Source organism: Streptococcus parasanguinis, assembly GCF_016648925.1.
Taxonomy (GTDB): Bacteria; Bacillota; Bacilli; order Lactobacillales; family Streptococcaceae; genus Streptococcus.
In genome coordinates this window covers 54,021-76,641 of the sequence record NZ_JACLQX010000001.1, presented here as the reverse complement: position 1 = coordinate 76,641, position 22,621 = coordinate 54,021, and the positions used below count along the sequence as shown (strand labels likewise).

Annotated in this window: 20 protein-coding genes; 19 read left to right on the top strand and 1 reads right to left on the bottom strand. The window is 42.4% G+C overall.

All coding sequences use genetic code 11. The features are described from left to right. Positions 1 to 16: 16 nt before the first annotated feature. The 8 genes from H7T97_RS00325 to H7T97_RS00290 all read left to right on the top strand — a co-directional run bounded on the left by H7T97_RS00325 (position 17) and on the right by H7T97_RS00290 (position 8,634). The gene (locus H7T97_RS00325) at positions 17 to 316 is read left to right on the top strand and encodes a hypothetical protein (protein WP_201088930.1); all 300 of its coding nucleotides are present in this window, start codon (positions 17 to 19) and stop codon (positions 314 to 316) included. Between the two features lie 355 nt (positions 317 to 671). Then, positions 672 to 2,801 (top strand): AAA family ATPase, encoded by a 2,130-nt coding sequence (locus H7T97_RS00320; protein WP_021154368.1) that lies wholly within the window; start codon positions 672 to 674, stop codon positions 2,799 to 2,801. 225 nt (positions 2,802 to 3,026) lie between these two features. Next, complete coding sequence (locus H7T97_RS00315) at positions 3,027 to 3,272, top strand: hypothetical protein (protein WP_003009969.1); 246 nt, start codon at positions 3,027 to 3,029, stop codon at positions 3,270 to 3,272. A gap of 156 nt (positions 3,273 to 3,428) precedes the next feature. Next, positions 3,429 to 3,755 (top strand): preprotein translocase subunit YajC, encoded by a 327-nt coding sequence (gene yajC / locus H7T97_RS00310; protein ID WP_201088928.1) that lies wholly within the window; start codon positions 3,429 to 3,431, stop codon positions 3,753 to 3,755. 154 nt (positions 3,756 to 3,909) lie between these two features. Beyond that, positions 3,910 to 4,659: an isoprenyl transferase gene (locus tag H7T97_RS00305; protein ID WP_201088926.1), complete on the top strand. Its 750-nt coding sequence runs from the start codon at positions 3,910 to 3,912 to the stop codon at positions 4,657 to 4,659. A gap of 9 nt (positions 4,660 to 4,668) precedes the next feature. Continuing rightward, entirely contained in the window at positions 4,669 to 5,472 is an 804-nt protein-coding gene (locus H7T97_RS00300) for a phosphatidate cytidylyltransferase (protein ID WP_201088924.1), read from the top strand. Between the two features lie 36 nt (positions 5,473 to 5,508). Next, positions 5,509 to 6,768, top strand: a complete 1,260-nt coding sequence (gene rseP, locus H7T97_RS00295) for an RIP metalloprotease RseP (protein ID WP_201088922.1) — start codon at positions 5,509 to 5,511, stop codon at positions 6,766 to 6,768. 15 nt (positions 6,769 to 6,783) lie between these two features. Further along, positions 6,784 to 8,634, top strand: coding sequence for a proline--tRNA ligase (locus tag H7T97_RS00290; RefSeq protein ID WP_049507582.1), 1,851 nt, complete (start codon positions 6,784 to 6,786; stop codon positions 8,632 to 8,634). 54 nt (positions 8,635 to 8,688) lie between these two features. Here H7T97_RS00290 and H7T97_RS00285 read toward each other — a convergent pair whose 3' ends face one another. Beyond that, positions 8,689 to 9,240, bottom strand: coding sequence for a hypothetical protein (locus tag H7T97_RS00285; protein WP_201088920.1), 552 nt, complete (start codon positions 9,238 to 9,240; stop codon positions 8,689 to 8,691). 477 nt (positions 9,241 to 9,717) lie between these two features. Here H7T97_RS00285 and H7T97_RS00280 point away from each other — a divergent pair, with 477 nt between their 5' ends. From H7T97_RS00280 to H7T97_RS00230, 11 genes are all read left to right on the top strand, one after another. Then, a complete protein-coding gene (locus H7T97_RS00280) occupies positions 9,718 to 10,005 on the top strand; it encodes a WXG100 family type VII secretion target (protein ID WP_031576577.1) in 288 nt (95 codons plus the stop codon). 131 nt (positions 10,006 to 10,136) lie between these two features. Further along, positions 10,137 to 13,160, top strand: a complete 3,024-nt coding sequence (gene esaA / locus H7T97_RS00275; RefSeq protein WP_049491013.1) for a type VII secretion protein EsaA — start codon at positions 10,137 to 10,139, stop codon at positions 13,158 to 13,160. Then, a complete protein-coding gene (essA, locus tag H7T97_RS00270; RefSeq protein WP_045759059.1) occupies positions 13,157 to 13,612 on the top strand; it encodes a type VII secretion protein EssA in 456 nt (151 codons plus the stop codon). Before esaA ends, essA begins: the two co-directional genes overlap by 4 nt. Beyond that, the gene (locus H7T97_RS00265) at positions 13,613 to 13,855 is read left to right on the top strand and encodes an EsaB/YukD family protein (RefSeq protein WP_003013697.1); all 243 of its coding nucleotides are present in this window, start codon (positions 13,613 to 13,615) and stop codon (positions 13,853 to 13,855) included. A gap of 1 nt (position 13,856) precedes the next feature. Beyond that, positions 13,857 to 15,146 carry a type VII secretion protein EssB gene (gene essB, locus H7T97_RS00260; protein ID WP_201088918.1) on the top strand — a complete coding sequence of 430 codons (1,290 nt, stop codon included), beginning with the start codon at positions 13,857 to 13,859 and terminating at the stop codon, positions 15,144 to 15,146. Positions 15,147 to 15,149: 3 nt separating this feature from the next. Continuing rightward, on the top strand, positions 15,150 to 19,571 hold the full coding sequence (essC, locus tag H7T97_RS00255) for a type VII secretion protein EssC (protein ID WP_201088916.1): 4,422 nt from the start codon (positions 15,150 to 15,152) through the stop codon (positions 19,569 to 19,571). A 12-nt stretch (positions 19,572 to 19,583) separates the two neighbouring features. Then, positions 19,584 to 19,937, top strand: a complete 354-nt coding sequence (locus tag H7T97_RS00250) for a TIGR04197 family type VII secretion effector (protein ID WP_049491010.1) — start codon at positions 19,584 to 19,586, stop codon at positions 19,935 to 19,937. Further along, entirely contained in the window at positions 19,937 to 20,293 is a 357-nt protein-coding gene (locus tag H7T97_RS00245) for a DUF3958 family protein (protein ID WP_049491009.1), read from the top strand. The genes H7T97_RS00250 and H7T97_RS00245 overlap by 1 nt, the downstream gene beginning before the upstream one ends. Position 20,294: 1 nt before the next feature. After that, entirely contained in the window at positions 20,295 to 21,647 is a 1,353-nt protein-coding gene (locus H7T97_RS00240; protein ID WP_065426833.1) for a hypothetical protein, read from the top strand. Between the two features lie 19 nt (positions 21,648 to 21,666). After that, positions 21,667 to 22,227, top strand: coding sequence for a hypothetical protein (locus H7T97_RS00235; RefSeq protein ID WP_049491008.1), 561 nt, complete (start codon positions 21,667 to 21,669; stop codon positions 22,225 to 22,227). A 97-nt stretch (positions 22,228 to 22,324) separates the two neighbouring features. Continuing rightward, positions 22,325 to 22,621: a DUF4176 domain-containing protein gene (locus H7T97_RS00230; RefSeq protein WP_049491007.1), complete on the top strand. Its 297-nt coding sequence runs from the start codon at positions 22,325 to 22,327 to the stop codon at positions 22,619 to 22,621.

The following is a 22,621-nucleotide window of genomic DNA, read 5'->3' as shown; positions in this document are numbered from 1 at the left end:
TAGAAGAGGAGGAAGTATGGGTGATAGTCCTGTCAAAGATTTCTTTGATTTAGATATGAAAGATAAGATGAGGATCATCGAAAGCAGAAAGAAACTTGAAAAAGAATTAATACGGGTTGTCTATGCCCCCATTTTATTGACCTGTAAGGCAGGAGTCGAGAAACGCTTCAATGATGAATTGACTGCGATTGCAACAGTAGCTGAAGAAGACGTCCAAGTAGTCGGAAAGCAACTGGACCAATCCATGGTGGGGCAATTTGCTAAAAATGTACAGACGGCTATTCAAGAAAAAGCTGGGGAATTTAAATCTATCTAGCCAAGAACTTCTATAAAATGTGGAATCTGGAATGACATCCAGATTTTTTTATGAATTTTAAAAAATTATGTAAAAAAGTGTTGACAAAGAAATCAGTCTGCGTTATAATAATTTATGTAAACAAAAAGAGGTTGGAAAATCTCAAGAGTTTACAAGATCAATAGTGGAAAGGAGATGGTAATATGCTATTTCCAGAATTAAGACAACTAATTGATAAAAGGGAAAATAGAAACTGTTAGCCTGTAGGGCTATTATTAAATCAATGAATTAAAATTATGTAAAAAACCAAACAGCAGCCAATTGGTCTGCTAATTTTCAAGAATGAATTAAAATTATGTAAAACGAGGTAACAACTATGAACAACAACTTTAACAATATGGATGATCTTTTCAATCAACTAATGGGAAACATGGGTGGTTTTCGTTCTGAAAGCCGTCGCTACATGATCAACGGTCGTGAAGTGACACCAGAAGAATTCGCTATTTACCGCCAAACTGGTCAACTTCCAAATGAAGGAAGTGAGCAAGTGCAACACCATCAAGGTAAAGGAATGAAACAAGATGGGATCCTTGCAAAACTTGGTCGTAACTTGACCGAAGAAGCTCGTGAAGGAAAATTGGATCCGGTCATCGGACGTAATAAAGAAATTCAAGAAACTGCTGAAATCTTGTCTCGTCGTACCAAGAACAACCCTGTCCTTGTAGGGGATGCCGGTGTTGGTAAAACAGCAGTTGTAGAAGGTTTGGCACAAGCTATTGTGAACGGGGATGTTCCAGCGGCTATCAAAAACAAAGAAATCATCTCGATTGATATTTCTGGTCTAGAAGCTGGTACGCAATACCGTGGTAGCTTTGAAGAAAATATTCAAAATCTGATCCAAGAAGTCAAGGCTATGGGAAATGTCATTCTCTTCTTTGATGAAATCCATCAAATCCTTGGTGCAGGCAGCACAGGTGATGGTCAAGGATCTAAAGGTCTTGCGGATATCATCAAACCTGCTCTTTCACGTGGGGAATTGACAGTCATTGGGGCAACTACTCAAGATGAATACCGTAACACCATCTTGAAGAATGCGGCTCTTGCTCGTCGTTTCAACGAAGTGAAAGTCAATGCTCCATCAGCCGAAGATACTTTCAAGATCCTCCAAGGGATCCGTGATCTTTATGAAAAACACCACAATGTCATCTTGCCAGATGAAGTTTTGAAAGCAGCAGTTGATTATTCGATCCAATACATTCCACAACGTAGCTTGCCTGATAAGGCCATTGACTTGGTCGATGTGACAGCTGCTCACTTGGCAGCCCAACATCCAGTAACAGATGTCCATGCTGTGGAACATGAAATTGAAGAAGAAAAAACCAAACAAGAAGAAGCTGCAGCTAAAGAAGATTACGAAGCAGCTTTGAAAGCAAAAGTTCGTATCGAAGAACTTGAAAAGAAAATTGAAAACCATACGGAAGACCATAAAGTAACAGCAACAATCAATGATGTGGCTGAATCTGTAGAACGGATGACTGGTATTCCAGTGTCTCAAATGGGTGCAACTGATATCGAACGTTTGAAAGATATGGGTCACCGTTTGCAAACTAAGGTTATCGGTCAAGATAAAGCCGTTGAAGCAGTAGCGCGTGCTATCCGTCGGAACCGTGCAGGATTTGACGAAGGGAACCGTCCAATCGGTAGCTTCCTCTTTGTAGGTCCGACTGGTGTCGGTAAGACGGAATTGGCTAAACAATTGGCTCTTGATATGTTCGGAACCAAAGATGCCATCATCCGTTTGGACATGTCAGAATACAGCGACCGTACAGCCGTTTCTAAATTGATTGGTACAACAGCTGGTTATGTTGGTTATGATGACAATAGCAATACTTTGACAGAACGTGTTCGTCGTAACCCTTACTCAATCGTCCTTCTTGACGAAATTGAAAAGGCGGATCCTCAAGTGATCACCCTTCTCCTCCAAGTTTTGGACGATGGTCGTTTGACAGATGGTCAAGGGAATACGGTCAACTTCAAGAACACTGTGATTATCGCCACTTCAAACGCTGGCTTTGGTTACGAAGCCAACTTGACAGAAGATGCGGATAAACCAGAACTCATGGATCGTTTGAAACCTTACTTCCGTCCAGAATTCTTGAACCGTTTCAACGCTGTCATTGAATTCTCACACTTGAGCAAGGAAGATCTTTCTAAGATTGTTGATTTGATGTTGGTAGATGTCAATAAGACCCTTTCTAAGAAAGAAATCGACTTGGCAGTGAGCGATGCAGCTAAAGAATACATGACTGAAGAAGGTTATGATGAAGTGATGGGTGTTCGTCCACTCCGTCGGGTAGTTGAACAACAAATCCGTGACAAAGTCACAGACTTCCACTTGGATAACTTGGATGCCAAACATCTCGAAGCAGACATGGAAGATGGTGTCCTTGTGATCAGAGAAAAAGACACAAAGAAGGAAGAAAACGCTGATAAACAAGCAGATTAAGGCGAATTAGTTTGTGAAAAATAGAGACTGCTATCATATAGCAGTCTTTATTTTTTCTTCCCACCTGGGGGAAATTATTCGCCGTATAAGGCCAAAATCCTCCTATTTGGGGCAAAAAAACATCAATAATTAGTGAAATTAATCCAATTTGAGCAAAATTATTAATAAATAAAGAAAATAAGTATATAATCTATACAAGAATAAAATTTGAGGAATGGAAGTAAGATGAGCAATACAATTGATATCTACTCAACTCCCGAATACAGAAAAGTGGAAGCCGTTGTTCAACTGATGGTTGACGGTCGCTTGACGAGCTATCGTGTCGCAACTGAAACAAACATCAGCAAAATGAGCCTAGCGACTTTGACGAAGGGAACGAGTAAAATCAAAAATATTACCTATCAAACGGCTTTGGCCTTGATTGATTGGTATGATGAGAATCATGAAAAGTATGGCATTACGATTGACTAGTCAGTAGCCCACTTTTCGTGGTTTTTTTCTTTTTCATCAAAACTTGCCTCTTCTCTGAGACTGGAGTCTGATTTTACTTGAAGAGGATGGGAAAACTTGAAAAGACGGGCGAAATTTGATATAGTATAGCATATATGAAAATTAAAGGAGAAACATATGCAAGGCGGAAGTTTGCTAATTATGCTCGTTCTTATGGTCGGTTTGATGTACTTCATGAGCCGTAGCCAAAAGAAACAGTATCAAAAACGGATGGAAAGTTTGAATAAACTTCAAAAAGGAAATGAAGTCATCACGATTGGTGGCTTGTACGGAACCATCGATGAAGTCGATACAGATCGCAAGACCGTTGTCTTGGATGTTGATGGTGTCTACCTGACCTTTGAATTGGGAGCGATCAAAACAGTTCTTCCTGTATCAGAAGGAATCTCAGCTACTGCTACAGAAAGCGCTAGCTCAGATGCCGATTCAGCCATCGAAGAATAATCATCAAAGAAGAGGCAAAGGCCTCTTTTTTGGTGGGCAAATAGGACGATGTGATGAAGGAAAGTCCTGCTGGTTCAAAAAAGAGGCCAGAGTCCCTATTTTATGGGGATTTATGGTATAATGAAGCGATAAATATTGAAATAGGTAGAAAAACATGTTTCGTTTTAAGAAAAAAGAAAAAATCGAGATCCCTTTAGAAGTCCCGAAACACATTGGGATCATTATGGATGGCAATGGTCGATGGGCGAAAAAGCGGATGCAACCGCGCGTCTTCGGTCATAAGGCAGGGATGGAAGCTCTCCAAGAAGTGACGATTGCAGCAAAAAATATGGGGGTTCAGGTCCTGACTGTCTATGCCTTTTCGACCGAAAACTGGACACGCCCTGAAGATGAAGTCAAGTTCATCATGCACTTGCCGGTCGAGTTTTATGATCGCTTTGTCCCTGAATTGCATCGCAATAATGTCAAGATTCAAATGATCGGTGATACCAAGAAATTACCAAAAGAAACGCTGGAGGCTTTGGAAAGAGCAGAAGCGATGACCCATCTCAATACAGGCTTGATCCTGAATTTCGCGCTCAATTATGGTGGACGTGCTGAGATCACCCAGGCCGTGAAGCAGATCGCCAAAGAAGTCTTGGATGCGAAGTTTAGCCCAGAAGATATCACAGAAGAGATGATCGCAGATTCTCTCTATACCGAGAGTTTGCCACGTGTCCTAAGGGACCCGGATTTGATTATCCGCACCAGCGGAGAGATCCGTTTGAGTAATTTCCTCCCTTGGCAAGCGGCATACAGTGAGTTGTATTTCACAGATGTGATGTGGCCAGATTTTGGAGAGGAAGCACTACGAAGTGCCATAGTAGAATATAGCCATCGCCATCGGAGATTTGGCGGTGTTTAGGAGAAGATGATGACGAAAGATTTACAAAAACGTGTGATTTTTGGAGGAATTGCCCTGCTCTTTTTCATTCCAACAGTAATGGTTGGAGGGGTGTTCTTCCAGATTGTGATTGGCTTGATCGCCATGCTAGGGGTTCATGAATTGCTCAAGATGAAGGGGCTTGAGACAGCGACCTTTGAAGGAGCGCTGGCCATGTTAGCGGCCTTCGTCCTGACTTTGCCGATCGAGGACTACCTCCCTTACCTTCCAGCAGATGGCAATATGATTGCTTATGGTTTGGTTGTCTTGACTCTCATGGGAACAACTGTTCTTGCTCAGAATTACAATTATGAAGATGTGGTCTATCCCATTGCGTCTAGCTTTTATGTTGGACTTGGTTTTCATTCCTTAGTAGATGCGCGAATCGCTGGTATTGATAAGGTTTTGTTAGCCCTCTTTATTGTCTGGGCTACAGATTCAGGTGCTTATCTGGTAGGAAGCCGGTTTGGGAAACGCAAGCTCATGCCTGCGGTTTCTCCTAATAAAACGATTGAAGGCAGTCTTGGGGGAATCTTGTCTGCAGTTGCGGTAACTGTGATCTATATGATCGTGGATCGCTCTGTGGCAGGTGGACATGGTTTTCTTGCTATGATCTTCTTTACCATCCTCTTTAGTATTGCAGGTCAGTTTGGAGATCTGGTAGAGAGTGCGATTAAACGCCACTTCGGTGTCAAGGATTCTGGGAAATTTATTCCAGGACATGGCGGTGTTCTAGACCGCTTTGATAGTTTGATTTTTGTCTTTCCCTTGATGCATTTCTTGGGCTTGTTCTAAGACAGAAGAGATAGAAAGGAAACCACGTATAGAACGATGCAGTTTATTGCCTTTATAGTTATTTTTGGAGTGATCGTTCTCGTTCACGAGTTTGGTCATTTCTATTTTGCAAAAAAATCGGGCATCCTAGTGCGAGAATTCTCGATCGGGATGGGACCCAAGATCTTTGCCCATATTGGTCAAGATGGAACAGCTTATACCATTCGCATTCTACCTTTAGGTGGCTATGTTCGTATGGCTGGCTGGGGTGAGGATACAGCTGAGATTAAAACCGGAACGCCTGTCAGCTTGACAGTAAATGAAGCTGGTAAGGTCGTCCGGATCAATCTTTCTGGAAAGAATCTGGATCAGACAGCCCTTCCCATGAATGTTACCCAGTTTGACTTTGAAGACAAACTGGAAATTACGGGCTTGGTTCTCGATGAGACCAAGACCTATAGTGTTGATCATGATGCGACTATCGTTGAAGAAGATGGGACAGAAGTGCGGATTGCACCGAGAGATGTTCAGTATCAGAATGCCAGCATTTGGGGACGATTAATCACCAACTTTGCGGGTCCTATGAACAACTTTATCCTCAGTATTGTCGTCTACTCACTTTTAGCCTTTATGCGCGGTGGTGCGATTGACTACTACAGCAACAATGTTCAGGTGGCACCCGATGGGGCGCTTGCTAAGGTCGGTGTCAAAAGCACTGTTCAGATCCTTCAAGTCAACAACGATACCGTTAGCAACTGGGATGAACTGACAGATGCTGTCGAGAAGGCAACCAAGGACAGCAAGACGACTCCTGAATTGACCCTGAAAGTCAAGACAGACGGTCAAGAAAAAGAAGTCAAAGTGAAGCCAACCAAGTCAGGGGATCGTTACTATCTGGGTGTGACAAACGGCCTCAAGACAGGATTTGTAGATAAACTCTTGTCTGGTTTTACAGATACCTGGAATACAGCGACACGGATTTTGGGAGCTTTGAAAGATATTATTTTCCACTTTAGTCTCAATAAACTGGGTGGTCCGGTTGCCATCTACAATGCCAGCTCACAAGCTGCTCAATTAGGGATTCCGGCAGTGTTATCTCTTATGGCCATGCTCTCTATTAATATTGGCATCTTCAATCTAATCCCGATTCCGGCTTTGGATGGAGGAAAAATCTTGATCAATTTGATCGAGGTCGTCCGGAGAAAGCCACTGAAACAGGAAGTAGAAACCTATATGACGCTTGCAGGTGTAGCTGTAATGGTTATTTTGATGATTGCTGTCACCTGGAATGATATTATGAAATTATTTTTGAAATAGAAAAGGATATTGTCCATGAAACAAAGTAAAATGTTGATTCCAACGCTTCGCGAAATGCCAAGCGATGCTCAAGTCATTAGCCATGCTTTGATGTTGCGTGCAGGTTATGTTCGCCAAGTATCAGCTGGTGTCTATTCTTATCTGCCATTAGCTAATCGAGTGATTGAAAAAGCAAAAGGCATTATGCGCCAAGAATTCGAAAAAATTGGAGCAGTAGAAATGCTAGCTCCAGCCCTTTTGAGTGCGGATCTCTGGCGTGAATCTGGTCGTTACGAAACTTACGGGGAAGACCTCTATAAGTTGAAAAACCGTGAAGGCTCTGACTTTATCTTAGGTCCAACTCACGAAGAAACCTTTACCGCTATTGTGCGCGACTCCGTAAAATCTTACAAACAATTGCCGTTGAATCTCTACCAAATTCAACCAAAATACCGCGATGAAAAACGCCCACGGAACGGTCTTCTTCGGACCCGTGAGTTCATCATGAAAGACGGTTATAGCTTCCATGCCAACTACGATAGCTTGGATGTCACTTATGATGAGTACAAGGCAGCTTATGAGCGAATCTTCACCCGCAGTGGTATCGACTACAAAGCCATCATCGGTGATGGTGGTGCTATGGGCGGAAAAGATAGCCAAGAGTTTATGGCTGTGACGCCTGCTCGTACAGACTTGGACCGTTGGGTTGTTTTAGACAAATCGGTGGCTTCCTTTGATGAGATCCCAGCAGAAGTCCAAGAAGAAATCAAAGCAGAATTGCTCAAATGGATGGTCTCTGGTGAAGATACCATTGCCTATTCAAGTGAATCAACCTATGCTGCCAACTTGGAGATGGCTACTAACGAATACAAGCCAAGTAACCGTGTCGTAGCGGAAGAAGAAGTGAAACGCGTGGAAACACCAGGTGTCAAATCGATTGATGAAGTAGCTGCATTCTTGGATGTTCCAGAAGAAGCTACTATCAAGACTTTGGTTTACATTGCAGATGGTGAGCCTGTTGTAGCCCTTCTCGTAGGTAATGATCAGCTCAATGAAGTGAAGTTGAAAAACCACCTCGGCGCAGACTTCTTTGAACCTGCAACCGAAGTGGAAGTGAAAGAATTATTAGGAGCTGATTTTGGCTCTCTCGGTCCAGTAGATCTTCCTGAAAATGTTAAGATTATCGCAGACCGCAAGGTCCAAGACAGCCGCAATGCAGTAGTCGGTGCCAATGAAACAGGCTACCACTTGACTGGTGTCAACCCAGGACGTGACTTTACTGCAGAATACGTCGATATCCGTGAAGTTCGTGAAGGCGAAATCTCACCAGATGGGAAAGGGATCTTGAACTTTGCACGTGGGATCGAAATCGGTCACATTTTCAAACTCGGTACACGCTACTCCGCTAGCATGGGAGCAGATGTCTTAGACGAAAACGGTCGTGCAGTTCCAATCATCATGGGCTGCTACGGAATCGGTGTCAGCCGTCTTCTTTCAGCCGTTATGGAGCAACATGCACGCCTCTTTGTCAATAAGACTCCAAAAGGGGAGTACCGTTACGCTTGGGGAATTAACTTCCCTAAAGAATTGGCGCCATTTGATGTGCATTTGATTCCAGTCAATGTTAAGGATGAAGCAAGCCTTGCTTTGACCGATCGGATCGAAGAAGCCTTGGTGAATAAAGGCTACGAAGTCTTGGTGGATGACCGAAATGAACGCGCTGGTGTCAAATTCAGCGATAGTGATTTGATTGGACTTCCAATCCGCGTAACAGTTGGTAAGAAAGCAGCTGAAGGCATCGTTGAAGTGAAAATCAAAGCGACAGGAGATACCATCGAAGTTCATGCGGACAATCTCCTTGAAACTCTTTCAATCTTGAACAAATAAGAAAAAGCTTTCTGAGCCCTCACCAGTGTGGTGATGAAACTCAGGAAGCTCTTTTTATTTTTCTTCTTTGAGACCTTGATCTTTGAAATAGGTAAAGAGATCTTGAGGTTTGCCATTGAGGTATTTCTTGAACTCGGCTCTTTCTTCCTCCCCTTGATCTCCGTAGATGGTAGCAAACTCATCTTTCTTGATTTTTGAGAAGTCAGCCTGTAAGACTTTAGCATAGGATTGTTTATCTTTTGAAATTTGAATGCGGAAGCTAAGTCCAGGCTTACCATTTAAGGTTTTATAGATATCGCTATGTTCTAATTCTTCTTGGTAGATTTCCTTTAATTCAGGAAGATCCATGTCTTGCAAATCTGAGGAAATGGGTTCAAAACTAAGGAAAGTAAAAGAGACAATTTCCTCATTCTTGTAGCCAATTTGAATTTTGTTTTGGTGGTGATCGCCGAGGTCACTAACAAAGGTCTTGGTTTGGACTTGCTCCTTTTTGGTTTGAGTGGCCTCTTGCTTGGAAGAAGCGGCAGTAGTTCCTTTACCTTGTTGGCCTTGGCTACAAGCGGTAAGAGCTAGCAGACAGACAGAGGCAAGTAGAAATTTTTTCATATATACTCCTTATAGGTTAATGGTGTTCGATCTTGTATGAAACAAGTTTTGAACAGGTTTCATTATACCATAAAAGTTTTAAAAATGAAAAAATATACAAAAATCTTCAAAATTTGCTTTTAAAAACACCTAAAATCAACATTTTTTATCTATGTGTTGAGTTAATATAAAAGGACAGAGTGTCTTCTTTTCTTTCCGGAAATAATACTAGTTGGAGACTACTGGGGCAAGGAATTCAGAAAATATATTACAGGTTTGTGACAAAATGTTACACAATCGTAACAAAGTTACAATGTTTTATCAGTTAGCTCTCTAAACTTGACATTCTGGCAATATTTCATTAAGATATTTTTAAGTAAATAATACAAAAAGGGAGCAAAAGGTAAAATATACAGTTATCTGGCATTTTACTAATTCGTACTAAAATGTATTGTTTATGGAAAAAATATAAGGGTATCAGCCCAAAAGGAGAAACATATGGCTCAAATTAAATTAACTCCAGAAGAACTACGTCAATCAGCACAACGCTATGCACAAGGTTCTCAAGAAATCGATCAAATCCTTAACACTTTGACTCATGAACAACAAGTCATCGACGCAAACTGGGATGGATCTGCATTTGATAGCTTTGAAGCACAATTCAACGAATTGTCTCCAAAAATCAAACAATTCGCTCAATTGTTGGAAGACATCAACGCTCAATTGATCAAAGTCGCTGATATCGTTGAACAAACTGACCAAGATATCGCTGCACAAATCCACTAAGATAGTCTTGGAGGTGATCTTACTTCTTGTAGGTAGATCACCCTTTTGTCTTTTGATATATAGAAAATAGGGGTTAGATTCTTAATTCCTAACCCCTATTTTGTATCTATGAATTAGAAAAAGGAAAAGGTATGGAAGTTAAAAATAAAAAATGGTTAAAATACATCGGTCAGAGTGCGGTTGTGCTCCTTTTGATGGGATCTGTAGTGGGTCTTTATACGACGGTTCAAAAGAACCAAAAGCAAAACGAAGCAAAGACCGTGCAAACGACAGAAAACACTAAGCTCAACATTGCGGTTGTCAATGAAGACAAGGCGGTCAAACTGAATGATAAAGAATACAACCTTGGGGCTAGCTATGTAAAGAATATCGAACGGGATAATTCGCAAAACTGGTCTATACTCCCTCGTGGAGCCGCTGAGTCAGGGCTTGCAGATGGCAAGTACCAGTTGATGATTGTCATTCCAAGTGACTTTTCAGAGAAGGTCTTGGAAGTGAACGCGGTTAATGCAGAGAAGACCACGGTGACGTATAAGGTCAATGCGGCTGGGAATTCTCAGGTTGAAAACGAGGCCAATAAAGTCGCTAAAGATATCGTTTCAGACTTGAATAGCCAGTTGGTTGATATGTATATGGTTAGCATTTTGAGCAACCTTTATACAGCTCAGAAGAACGTGGAAACAAGTAACAAAATCCAATCGACCAACATTGGTTCATACCGAAGCAACTTGCTGGATTCGGCCTTGGATTCCAAGAATATCTTTCCAAGTCTCTATAGCTTGTCTACGTCTTCTGTCGAGTCGAATAATGCCTTGAAGACAGTCCTTGAGTCTTATACACAGGCTTTTGATCAATTGACCCAATCTCAGGATCAGTACGGTCAAAACTTCGACACATTGATCAAGCAACGCTCTGAGGATAAGATCAGCCATGAAGAGTTCATGAACCAGCTGATGTCTATGAACCAGTCTGTTGTCAGTGAAAAGACCCAAGAGTTGTATAAGAATCTACAACAAAACCAAGAAGCAATTACCAAACAATTGAGTCAACCAACTGAAACAGAAGGAGATGCTTCAGGGACCAAGACCTATGCAGGCTTGACAAAAGATGTGAATGATCGTGTGGCAGACCTCGAAAAAGGGATCAAGGCAGAACGCGACAAATTAGATGAGCACGAAAAGAACATCGAGTCTTCTGTAAAAACGAAGATCCTTGACTACTATGGTCTAAAAGAAGGAGACAAAGTCACTCTTCGTACCTTGCTTGGAAAACCAAAAATCGAAACTATCAGCAAGGCTCGAGATAAAGCGGATGATGACATTCGTCAAGCGATTGAAAAACTTCCGTCTTTAGACCCTGCTAGTCTGAATTTGAATAAGTATGGGAATCTCAACGCAGCGATTAATTTTGATAGTGCTTTTGCTGGTACGAAGGGGCAGGCAAAAGGGAATGCCGATGAATTAAAACGATTGGCTACAGAAGTGGATGCCAAATCAACGGCAGTTGCGGATGTCCTTAATGCTAAATCTGGGAAACAGAAAGTTAGTATTCATGTCCCTGCAGGAGTCAAGGTTGATACTTGGACCTATGATGGACAGACTTATGCAGGTGGTGGTGAGCAGGAAGTCGAACTGAAAGATGGCAAACAAATTCAAATTCACCTCGTTGAAGATGGAGGAGCTATGCCAAGCGCGATTGATGTTGAAGTTCTTGTGAATGGAGTTTCTTCAACCAGTGTGACCGTATCTGCAGATGATTTGAAAACAGCTGTAGCTAACTATGCATCGAAAGCTAGTGAAATCGCCCTGGATTATCAACGTGCGGGAGCATTGATCGATGCCTACTATCCAAAAGATGACAAGGGAGATCGTCATTCGCTCTATGATCCGATCGAAGATATGGATTTGACAAATGCTTTGGTCGATGTCGTGAAGGCTGCCGTTTCAAGTAACATGAAGGACTACCGTAAGAGTATTGAAACGGATGAATCTGGGGATGCAACGAAGAGTGTGAAAGCCCAGTTAGATGGTACACTCCAACAGTTGCAAGACTTGGGACCACAATTGCAGGCCAATCTTCAAGCAATCGAAAATACTAACAAAGATCTAACCCAAAATATCAACGATCAATTGGCACAGTATGCAGACCTTCAAAAACGCTTAGAAGCTATCTCATCTGCACAAGAAACAGTGACACAGGCTCAAACCAAGACCGATGCAGATTTGTCAGCCCTTGGTTCTGAATACACGTCATTATTGAGCTCGACAGAAGGCGTTAAGAGCTCATCTCGTAGCAATGTAGAAGCTGCTAACTCTACCAATGAAATCTTTAGCCAATTGAATAAAGAATTGGAAAAAGCTCAAGGCAATACAGAGAAATTGTCTAGCAATGCAGAGAGCTTGATGGGTGAATTCGACAAGGAATTGTCTGAAAACGGGAACTTCGTCGAAGCCTTCCGTAAAGTCTTCAACAATGCCTATGAAAACGGAGTACCAAATGAAGTCCTGCTCGACTTTTTGTCAAATCCAGTTGCAGAGAAATCGTCTTCTGTGAAAGCGACTATCAACGTCTACCGTCCATTTATCTGGATCTTTATGTTGGAAGTCTTGAGCCTCTTCACAGCTTATCTCTTTGCGACTCAACCAATCATTCGCAAGGTTAAGGATCGTTTCAAACTCGATCGTTTGCAAGAATCAGATCTCTTGTCTGTCGGTGTTCTTGTGGGACTTTCTCTCATCCTTGGACTGGTGATCGGAATGATTTCAAGTATTCAACTCTCTGTTGGTCGTGAATATGTACCTTCATGGGTATTCTTAGCGGTTCTAGCAAGCTTTGTCTTGGTACAACTGCAATACCTTCTCTTGAAACACTTCCGTGTGATTGGAATGGGACTGGCCTTCTTCATGTTGATCAGCTATGTCTACCTATCAAGTGCGATCGGAACGACCGCGACCTTGTCAGGCCTTCCAGCACTGGTGAAAAATGTCAACCTCCTTTCTATTTTAGAAGGACAGTTTGCGGGTTACTTTGATGGACAAACAGCCGGTATCGGCGTCTTCTTCGGATTGTTGGTCTTCTTCGGCCTTTTGACAGTTGCCAATATCTTCATTCCTAAGAAGTTTACTCAAACAAAGGAAATTGAATCAAGCTTATGAAAAAAATGATGTATCTTCTCTTTGTCTTTAGTCTCTTACCAGTAGCTGTTGTTTCTGCAGATGATTTTATTGATAATCGTCTGCAGGTCAACAACTCACGTCTTGAGACAGAGCAGGAAAAGACACTTGGGGGCCAATTGGATGCGACTGAGTCTCTTTTCAATGAGAAGGATCAGAAAAAATTAGCAGATGAAAAACGCAAGCAAGAGAAACAATTGACCGATTCTGACGGCCAGTTGTTTTCTGCTATAAAGGGAAAGAAAAAAACAGGGCCTGAAGCGGACCTGTTCCAGCCTGAAAATCAAAAATTATCTAAATTCGAGTCCAATGTGGAGGACAATTCGGCCAGCTTGTCGGATTTTATTCCAGCCTTGCAAATGCTGGCTTGGAGTGCTCTTCTCTTTGGGATTGCTGGCTATATTTCCTATCGAATCTATAGAAAAGAGGCCTAAATGGACCAACATATCAATGTCACCTTCCGTATGAATGGTGCAAGCCATGACCTCCGAATCCCAACGCGGATGGAGGTGCGACGCTTGATTCGGGAATTGGATCAGATCTTTGGGTCTGCCATGGAGCCTAGAAGCAAGTATCAGTTGCGCGTGGTAAATAAAGGCATCTTGCTGGATGAAGGCAAGGTGGTACAGGAGTATCCGATCACGAGTGGTGATCTGATCGAGATTGAGGAGTGGTAAGGTGAAAGAAGAACAATTTACACTGGAAGAACAAGTCTTCCGTTTTGAAAAAGAAGAAACGAGCTGGCGGCTGGACCTTAAGCGTTCAGAAGTGGATAGCCAGGATTTACGCAATTTATGGATTTTGGATCTCCATCATCCCTTGTTTTTAGAGCAAAGCATGACAGAGGATCAAGACCAGATTCATCTGACCTATCAGACAGACGCGCTAGGCTTGAGTGCAGAAGAAATCCAGGCATTACCGGTTTCAGACCGTCTGCGTCTAGCTATCAATGTCTTGGATTTGGCGCCAGCCTTGGAGCTTCCGGTGACCTTTATGTTGCATCCTATCAATTTGTTTGTGACCAAGGATGCGCAAGTCAAGATCGCTTATCGCGGGGTGCCGGGAATGATGGTGCCACGCAAGTGGGATCAGGTTGAATTCTTGCGGCAGGCCAAGTGCTATGCGGTCACTCTTTTTGGGGACTGGGATTTCATGGAGCTCTATCAAGGCACACTTGAATTAGAAGATCTGCCTGATTTCTTGGTAGAAATCCGTGATGCTGCTAGCTTAGAAGAGATGAAAGCTCTCTTAGAGAAAGCCTACCAAGAACGCAAGGAAGAGGAAGAAAAGACCTTGACCTTGGTTTCAAGTCGTCAACACCGAATCTTTAAGTTGGCAACAGTATGGCTTTCAGCTGTAGTGGCCCTCTTACTCTTGCCCTTGATTTATTTGGTCTTTTTCCAAGCCCCCTTTAAAGAAAAGTTGCTTCAAGCGGATACAGCCTATCTCAAAGTAGACTACACCGGTGTGATCGATGAGCTAGAGGGAGTAGCTCCAAGCAGTCTTCCAACGACACAGAAATATGAGTTGGCGACGTCTTATTTGCAAGGCTTGAATTTCTCAGAGGACCAAAAGAAGGTCATCCTTAACAATGTTACGCTCAAGTCAGACAGCCTCTATCTCCACTACTGGATCTATATCGGCCGTCATGACTTTACCCAAGCGCTGGATACAGCCAAGCGGATCGACGATTCAGACTTGATTATCTATGCCCTTCGTAAAGAAATCAAGGCGACACGTGATAGCGAAAAACTCTCTGGTGAACAGCGCGAGAAGAAACTCTCTGAGCTTGAGGGCGAATACAAGAAATACTGGGATGCCCGCTCTAAACTCTTGGAAGCAGAGACAGATGAAACCAAAGCTTCCACTAGCAGCTCAACAACAGCTTCGTCTACAGAAGGTTCCTCAACAGAAAGCTCGTCTTCTACAACTGCAAGCTCGACTGAGTCTAGCGACCACAAGGAGTAGTCTATGAAAAAACGTATCATACTCTATAAAAAAGGTTTTCGCTATGAGCTAACGCTAGAAGAGGGGAAAACAGCCACCGTATCGAATCAAGAAACAGCTCAGTTGACCCTGGCTTCGCAAGAAAATCCCCTTCATTTCCAATGGAGTCAAGGAGAAATCTTCTACCAGTATGGTGAAGACAAGGGTGTGCTTGAAAATAGCAAAATCCTTGGGGATGTGGTCTGCTACTTGGCGACAGGAGAAGTCCATACCTATGAACTGTTAGACAAGGAAGAAATTCTCGTAGCAGATGAAAAGGGTGCAGATGTGCGCTTGCACTATCCAGTACGCTTTCTCCTTGTGAAAAAAGAGCAGACATGGACTTGCCAGCTCTTATCCGGAAAACTCTACCATAACCACAAACTCGTCAGTGAAACGACTTTTCCACTGGCCTTTGGGGATGAGCTGGCTATTGGAGATGTGACCTTTAAGCTCTATCCGGAAGAATTTGGCGTGGAAGGGGCTGTCGAAGTAAGTCCTTATCTAGTGCCGCGTTTGCATTCACGCTATGACTTTTACAAGGACTATCCAGAGTACCACCGGTCTCCTCGGATCATCTACCGGAGTTCGGAAGACAAGATCTTGATCAATCCTCCTGGAGCGGAGCCTCAAAAGCCATCTGATGAACTCTTGAAGTTGATCATGCCACCCCTCATCATGGTTGGGGTGACCCTCTTGATCACCATTTTCCAACCGCGGGGGCTCTACATCATCGCGACAGTATCCATGTCTGTGGTTAGTGTGATCTTTTCGGTCCAAGGCTTCTTCAAGAATCGTAAGAAATACAAAGAAGACAAGAAAGAGCGCGTGGAGCTCTACCATCTCTATCTCAAAGACAAGGCCAAGGACTTGGAACAGCTATCTCGTAAGCAGAGAGAAGGCATGTTTTACCATTTCCCAGCGATTGAAGACTTGACCAAGATGGTCAAACGCTATGACTCGCGGATCTACGAAAAAACACCGCTTCATTTTGACTTTTTGGCCTATCGTTTGGGCTTGGGCAAGGTTCCAACCAGCTATGAGCTCAAATATGGTCAGGAAGAGCGTAGTGGGAAGAAAGATGCCTTGGAAGAAGAAGGCTATGCTCTTTTCCAAGCTCATCAAAAAATCGACAATCTTCCGATTGTAGCCAGCCTTAATCGGGGACCTGTAGGGTACGTCGGCCCTCGTCCTATCGTGCTAGAGCAGTTGCAACTCCTCGTTGCCCAATTGGCTGTCTTTCACTCTTACCATGATCTGACCATTATTCCGATCATTCCAGAAGAAGAAAAAGAAAGCTGGGATTGGATGCGCTGGTTGCCTCATGCGACCCTGCAAGATATGAATGTCCGTAGCTTTGTCTACAATCAGCGGACACGGGATCAGGTCTTGAACAGTCTCAACCAAATCCTCAAGCTCCGCAAGGCGCAAAAAGAGGAAGAAAAAGCCAATGATACCAAGATCTTCCACCCTCACTATGTGGTCCTCATCACTGATGAAACCTTGATTTTGGACCATGTCATCATGGAGTTTTTCCGTGAAGATCCGACAGAGCTAGGCTGCTCCATTATCTATGTGGCAGATGTGCTCTCATCTCTTTCTGAAAATATCCAAACCGTTATCTCTATCAAGGACCGTAACCAAGGGCAATTGCTCTTGCAAGAAGGGGTTCTTCGAGAACTCGACTTCCAATTGGATCACTTCCCTGAAGGTTATGACAAGGAAGCTATCTCGCGTGGCCTAGCCCCTCTTAAGCATATCCAACAGCTTAAGAGTTCAATTCCAGACTCGGTGACCTTCCTTGAAATGTACCAGGCGGAAACTTTTAATGACCTCAAGGTCTTGAGTCGTTGGGAGAGCCATGCCCCTTACCAAAGTTTGGCAGTGCCGATTGGTCTGCGCGGGAAGGACGATTTGGTCTACCTCAATCTCCATGAAAAAGCCCATGGACCACACGGTTTGATTGCAGGGACAACCGGTTCTGGTAAGTCTGAAACCATTCAGTCTTATATCCTGAGCCTTGCCGTCAACTTCCACCCACACGATGTGGCTTTCCTCCTCATCGACTACAAGGGTGGGGGAATGGCCAACCTCTTCAAGGATCTGCCTCACTTGCTTGGGACCATCACCAACTTGGATGGCGCCCAGTCCATGCGGGCCCTAGCCTCTATCAATGCGGAGATCCATCGTCGGGAACGCCTCTTTGGTCAATATGGGGTCAACCATATCAACCAATACCAAAAGAAATTTAAACTGGGTGAAGCGACAGAACCGCTTCCTCACCTCTTCTTGATCAGTGATGAGTTCGCCGAACTCAAGGTCAACCAACCAGACTTCATCAAGGAATTGGTCTCTATCGCACGTGTCGGGCGTTCCCTCGGGGTGCACTTGATCCTTGCGACGCAAAAACCTTCTGGGGTCGTGGATGACCAGATCTGGTCCAACTCCCGCTTCAAGCTAGCCCTCAAGGTGGCAGATCGTGGGGACTCTATGGAGATGCTGCGGACGGCAGATGCGGCTGAGATCACCCAGACCGGTCGTGCCTACCTCCAAGTCGGAAATAACGAAGTCTATGAACTCTTCCAAACCGCTTGGTCAGGAGCAGACTACCAGCCTGAGAAGGACCAGCTAGGGATCGAAGACCATACCATCTACTTGATCAATGAACTGGGCCAATACGAAGTCCTCAACCAAGACCTCTCTGGTCTGGATATGGCAGAAGAAATCAAGGAAGTGCCGACAGAGCTGGATGTCATCGTTCAAGAAATCAACCACTTGCACCAACAAGAAGGCATCGCAGCTGTGGCCCAACCATGGTTGCCACCGCTCAAAGAGCGGATCACGCTGGATGAGTTGGACAAGGTCGTACCGATCGAGGCTTGGCAAAAACGGACAGCTCCAAGCGTCCTGATCGGGGTCGCTGATATCCCGCAAGCGCAAAAGCAAGAAGCGGTCGCCATCGATCTGTCAAAAGATGGGAATATCCTCCTTTACGGAAGTCCAGGCACAGGAAAGACCACTTTCCTACAGACAGCCGCAATGGATCTGGCTCGCAAGCAGAGTCCAGAAAATCTGACCATGTACTTGCTGGATTTCGGAACCAATGGTCTGGCACCATTGAGCCAATTGCCACATGTGGCCGATAGCCTCTTGCTGGATCAGACGGAGAAAATCCAGAAATTCATCCGGATCATCAACCGCGAGTTGGATCGCCGCAAGAAGCTCCTCTCTGAGCATGGTGTCGGCACTATCGCTCTCTACCGTGAAGTGACCGGCAAGCAAGAGCCAACCATGGTCATCCTCATGGATAGCTATGAGTCTATGAAGGACGAGCCTTATGAGACAGACCTCTTCAAGCTCTTCATGCGGATCTCCCGTGAAGGTCTCAGCATCGGTGTGCACTTGATCATCACAGCTAGCCGTCAGAACAACCTACGGGCTCAGCTCTATTCAAACTTCAAGCACCAGCTGACCTTGCCACAGAATGATATCTCTGAAGTCCGCGGTATCGTGGGAGCAACCCCACTAGCGTCTACGATGGAAGACATCAAGGGACGCGCGCTCATGAAGCGTGACGAAGTCGATGTCATCCAGTTCGCCCTACCAGTCGCAGGAGACAATGATATCCAAATCATCAACAACCTCCGCGACCAAGTTCAAAGCCTCAGAGAGATGTGGACGGGTCGCACCCCAGCAGGCATCCCAATGGTACCAGATGAGTTGACAGAAGCAGCTTTCTACGGACGTGAGGATGTGAAAGAGTCCATGGAAAATCTAGAATTTCCAATTGGACTTGACTTTGAAATGGTCAAAACGGTCAAGATTCCATTTGATCGCTTGAAAAATCTGGTATTTATGGCGGACTCTCCAGAATCACTGGAAAATCAGCAAAAACATTTGTTAAATACAGCACTTCAATTTGGATCAAAATTACATATTATGCTGGTGGATCCTTTAGAAGAATGTGTTGCTTATAAGGATAAAGTTTCTACTTATATTAGTAGTAGTCAAGAAATTTCTGAAATTGCCAAACAATTAATCTATGAGGTTGATCGTCGTCTAGAAAAAGATCTGTATTCAGATTGGTTGATCATGATGCCAACTATTAAGGCAATTGTTGATCAAGGACTTACAGAAAAAGATCTACGCTATCTATTTGATAATGGACCACGAGTTGGTATGCACTTTGTAATAGGAAGTGAATATGCCTATCTTGGAAATAACATCAATGAAGTACCGAAATATCTCAAAGGAAATGCTCAATGGTTTATGATCGGTATGAGATTGATGGATCAAATGTTCCTAGATAAGCCTTATAATAATCGAGAAGCGCGTCTTGCTTCAGATGAAATCTACTTGCATGATCGCAAGCAAGCTATTAAACTTAAAATCACCAAGAATGGATAGGGAGGTAACTATATGACACCAATACAGAGTAGAGAAGAAGTCGCAAGTTCTATCGCTTCAGGAATAGCGAGTGCGGCAGGAAGTATAACATCAGCTGATACCGTCACATTAGATGGATCGAGTGAGTATCCAGGAAATAGTACAGCTGCAGAAAAAATTCCAGAGGAAGCCAACTATGCAGCCTCAATTAGTGGTGTGCTAAATGATTTTGTAGAATTGATTCATGGAGTTGCGGCAGAATTTGTAGCCATGGATAGTAATATTGCGTCCAACATCGATGCCAATACATCTAATTTACCAGAAACCAGTGCAGCTCCTGGTGAGAGCGGAGAGTTTGTACCAAATTCAGGATATTTTGCGGAATAATGAAACCAATCACCTTAGAAGAGATCGATAAAAAGAAGAAAAACATTGCTCAATCGCTCGATCAACTGAACCTAGAAAAAAGGAAAGTGGAACGAGCAGAGAAGGAAATGTTTGAACTACATCGACAAAGCTTAAAACCTCTTCGTCAGATCTTAACGCTTCCTATATCTTCCAAAGACTACCAAGTCTATGAAAATCTAATCGTGAGTATAGAAGGCATCGGAGCTATGGTTGAAGAATGGTCTGAAGGACGAAGAGCGGATATTAAGAAGCGAGAAAATCAGCTGGATGAGCAATTAAATGAACTCTACCACGCTAGAAAGAAACTATTAATAGAACAGGAGTCGAAAAAGTAATATGGTCAAAATGGTATTAAGTTCATCGGATGCACAAGGTCAGACCATGTCTTCCGTTGGAAAGACTAGAGTTGATGCTTACAACTCAGCGGTTAAAGCCCTCTCTAACTTCAATGGAGCGAGTGACTTGCAAGGGAGTGCCTATGATTCAGGGAAACAATACGGAGTGAGTGTGATTACGCCACTAATTAAAGGGGCGATCATGTATTCTGAGTACCTCAGTGAAGCTGTACCAAAACTCCCTTCAAAATATCGGTCAGAAGTTGGGGACGAAGATCTGGATTCAGCCGTACTTGAAAGTGAAATTCAAAGCCTCGAAAGTAGCATTAGTAGTCTTAGAGGTACTTTGCGAGCTATGGAAGGAAGTGATCATGCGGATAAGAGTCTCCTGCAAAATATATCTTCTCGTATGGATGGTTTAACGTCTCAAAAAAATGAGAAGATGGATAAACTTCGAAAACTAAATCTATTTGCGGGGAGTTCCAATGAAGTTTTCTCAGGAGAAGGGGAGGTTGGCCCGATTAACACTTTAATTCAAAGTATTCAAATTGGTTTAAGCCAAATTCAAGCAGAGTTTACAAATTTTAGTGGAACTTTTCATATGCCAAAGGAAACTTCTTGGATTACTGATATTTCTACTCAATGGGAAGAGCGTGAGAAAAAATCTCAACTAGATGAGGATTCCAAGAAAGCATTAGATAGACTTGAAAAGGATAAAAAAGAGGGTAAAATTTCAAATGATACCTATCAATCATTGCGAAGTGGAATTATAAGTGGTGGAGTTGCATTTCTTAATGAATTAGCAAAAAGTAAAGTTATAGAAAAGGGCGTTGAAGGTTTTGTGAAATTTGTTTGGAAAATTTTAGCTTATAATCCACAAAATACACAATATGGATTGGTGGGAGCAGTTGCAGGAGGTGGGACAACTACTATTCCAATCAATGTTAATCCTGCTTATAGTCAATTTGTTAGTGGTGTTGCCAAATACGGAGCACCAATAATTGGTGCGGCTATTGATTTCACAATGCAGGTTAATGATGGAGCAAATATAGTTGATGCAGGTATAAAGACAAGTGCCCATGTTGCGATTGGTGTTGGAGCAGCTAAATTAGGTTCAGCAATTGGAAGTGCACTGGTTCCAGGTGCAGGTACAGTTGTTGGTGGAGCAATTGGTTTTGTTGCAGGAGTAGCAGGGTCGATGCTCTTCGACTTCGTGTATGATAACAAAGATAAGATTGCAAAATTTGTAAAAGATTCTTCTGATGCAGTTGTTAATACTGTAAAAACAAAAATGAAAGAAGTGGGCGATGCAGTTTCTGGTTTCTTCAGTGGCTTAGGTTCAGTTTTTTCTTAGATAAGGATAATATTTTACAATGTTAGAAAAAAAAGAGAATCATAAACAATTAGTGAATTTGAGTAACTATAAAAATAAAACGGTCTATTATGATTTGAGGCTTAATAAACTTTATTTTTCATTACCTAAAGGTAGTTCTAAAAATCAACAATTTTATACTCTTTTTCTTATTTTAATAACACTGCCAATCGTTCGATTATTTAATAATATGGATATATTTGGTGTGTTTGTAATAAAATATTTAAGTTTGATATTATTTACATTAATTTCAATATTTTTAGGAAATTTTTTTGTAAAGTATCAGTATAGGAATTTAGACCTGTATCCGGCTTCTTTTAGTGATATTGAGTATTTAGAATATTTGCATTATGAAAAGAAGAACTTAATGCTCGTTTTTGGATATTTCATTGCAGTTATCTTTAGTTTAGTAATTTCATTTGTAATTTATTTAATCATTGGAAATTTTTTAAGTTTAATCATATATTCAGTATTATTATTTGTTATATATGTATGTTTTGCTAATCGTTTATATATGAGAAAAAGGGTAGTAGATACCTTGTTAAAAGAAATAAGTACCTAAAGTAAAGATACTATAAATTTTTATTGTTTCTTAAGTAATATAATTAATTTTAAAAATTTTAGAATAGTATTAAATTTAAATGAAAGGAATCAGATAAATGAATGAAGTGTTGCCAATTGGAAGTATTGTCCAATTGAATAATGGAGAGGTGAAGTTAATGATAATAAATCGTTATCCACTTTACAATAACCATGGAGTGATAGGCTATTTTGATTATTCTGGTTGTGTATATCCTAATGGTAGTTTAGATAATCAGGCATATTTTTTTAACAAAGAAAACATAGCTAAGGTCTGGTTTAAAGGTTATATTGACGAGTCCGAAGAGTTACTTCAACAGAAATTCAAAAAGGAAAAAGATAATATTAATTATCCTCGACTAAGTCTTGATGAATAA

Bases quoted from the DNA above. Each gene is read 5' to 3' on its own strand.
- H7T97_RS00325 (WP_201088930.1), top strand. From the start codon at position 17: ATGGGTGATAGTCCTGTCAAAGATTTCTTTGATTTAGATATGAAAGAT.
- H7T97_RS00320 (WP_021154368.1), top strand. From the start codon at position 672: ATGAACAACAACTTTAACAATATGGATGATCTTTTCAATCAACTAATG.
- H7T97_RS00315 (WP_003009969.1), top strand. From the start codon at position 3,027: ATGAGCAATACAATTGATATCTACTCAACTCCCGAATACAGAAAAGTG.
- yajC (WP_201088928.1), top strand. From the start codon at position 3,429: ATGCAAGGCGGAAGTTTGCTAATTATGCTCGTTCTTATGGTCGGTTTG.
- H7T97_RS00305 (WP_201088926.1), top strand. From the start codon at position 3,910: ATGTTTCGTTTTAAGAAAAAAGAAAAAATCGAGATCCCTTTAGAAGTC.
- H7T97_RS00300 (WP_201088924.1), top strand. From the start codon at position 4,669: ATGACGAAAGATTTACAAAAACGTGTGATTTTTGGAGGAATTGCCCTG.
- rseP (WP_201088922.1), top strand. From the start codon at position 5,509: ATGCAGTTTATTGCCTTTATAGTTATTTTTGGAGTGATCGTTCTCGTT.
- H7T97_RS00290 (WP_049507582.1), top strand. From the start codon at position 6,784: ATGAAACAAAGTAAAATGTTGATTCCAACGCTTCGCGAAATGCCAAGC.
- H7T97_RS00285 (WP_201088920.1), bottom strand. From the start codon at position 9,240: ATGAAAAAATTTCTACTTGCCTCTGTCTGTCTGCTAGCTCTTACCGCT.
- H7T97_RS00280 (WP_031576577.1), top strand. From the start codon at position 9,718: ATGGCTCAAATTAAATTAACTCCAGAAGAACTACGTCAATCAGCACAA.
- esaA (WP_049491013.1), top strand. From the start codon at position 10,137: ATGGAAGTTAAAAATAAAAAATGGTTAAAATACATCGGTCAGAGTGCG.
- essA (WP_045759059.1), top strand. From the start codon at position 13,157: ATGAAAAAAATGATGTATCTTCTCTTTGTCTTTAGTCTCTTACCAGTA.
- H7T97_RS00265 (WP_003013697.1), top strand. From the start codon at position 13,613: ATGGACCAACATATCAATGTCACCTTCCGTATGAATGGTGCAAGCCAT.
- essC (WP_201088916.1), top strand. From the start codon at position 15,150: ATGAAAAAACGTATCATACTCTATAAAAAAGGTTTTCGCTATGAGCTA.
- H7T97_RS00250 (WP_049491010.1), top strand. From the start codon at position 19,584: ATGACACCAATACAGAGTAGAGAAGAAGTCGCAAGTTCTATCGCTTCA.
- H7T97_RS00245 (WP_049491009.1), top strand. From the start codon at position 19,937: ATGAAACCAATCACCTTAGAAGAGATCGATAAAAAGAAGAAAAACATT.
- H7T97_RS00240 (WP_065426833.1), top strand. From the start codon at position 20,295: ATGGTCAAAATGGTATTAAGTTCATCGGATGCACAAGGTCAGACCATG.
- H7T97_RS00235 (WP_049491008.1), top strand. From the start codon at position 21,667: ATGTTAGAAAAAAAAGAGAATCATAAACAATTAGTGAATTTGAGTAAC.
- H7T97_RS00230 (WP_049491007.1), top strand. From the start codon at position 22,325: ATGAATGAAGTGTTGCCAATTGGAAGTATTGTCCAATTGAATAATGGA.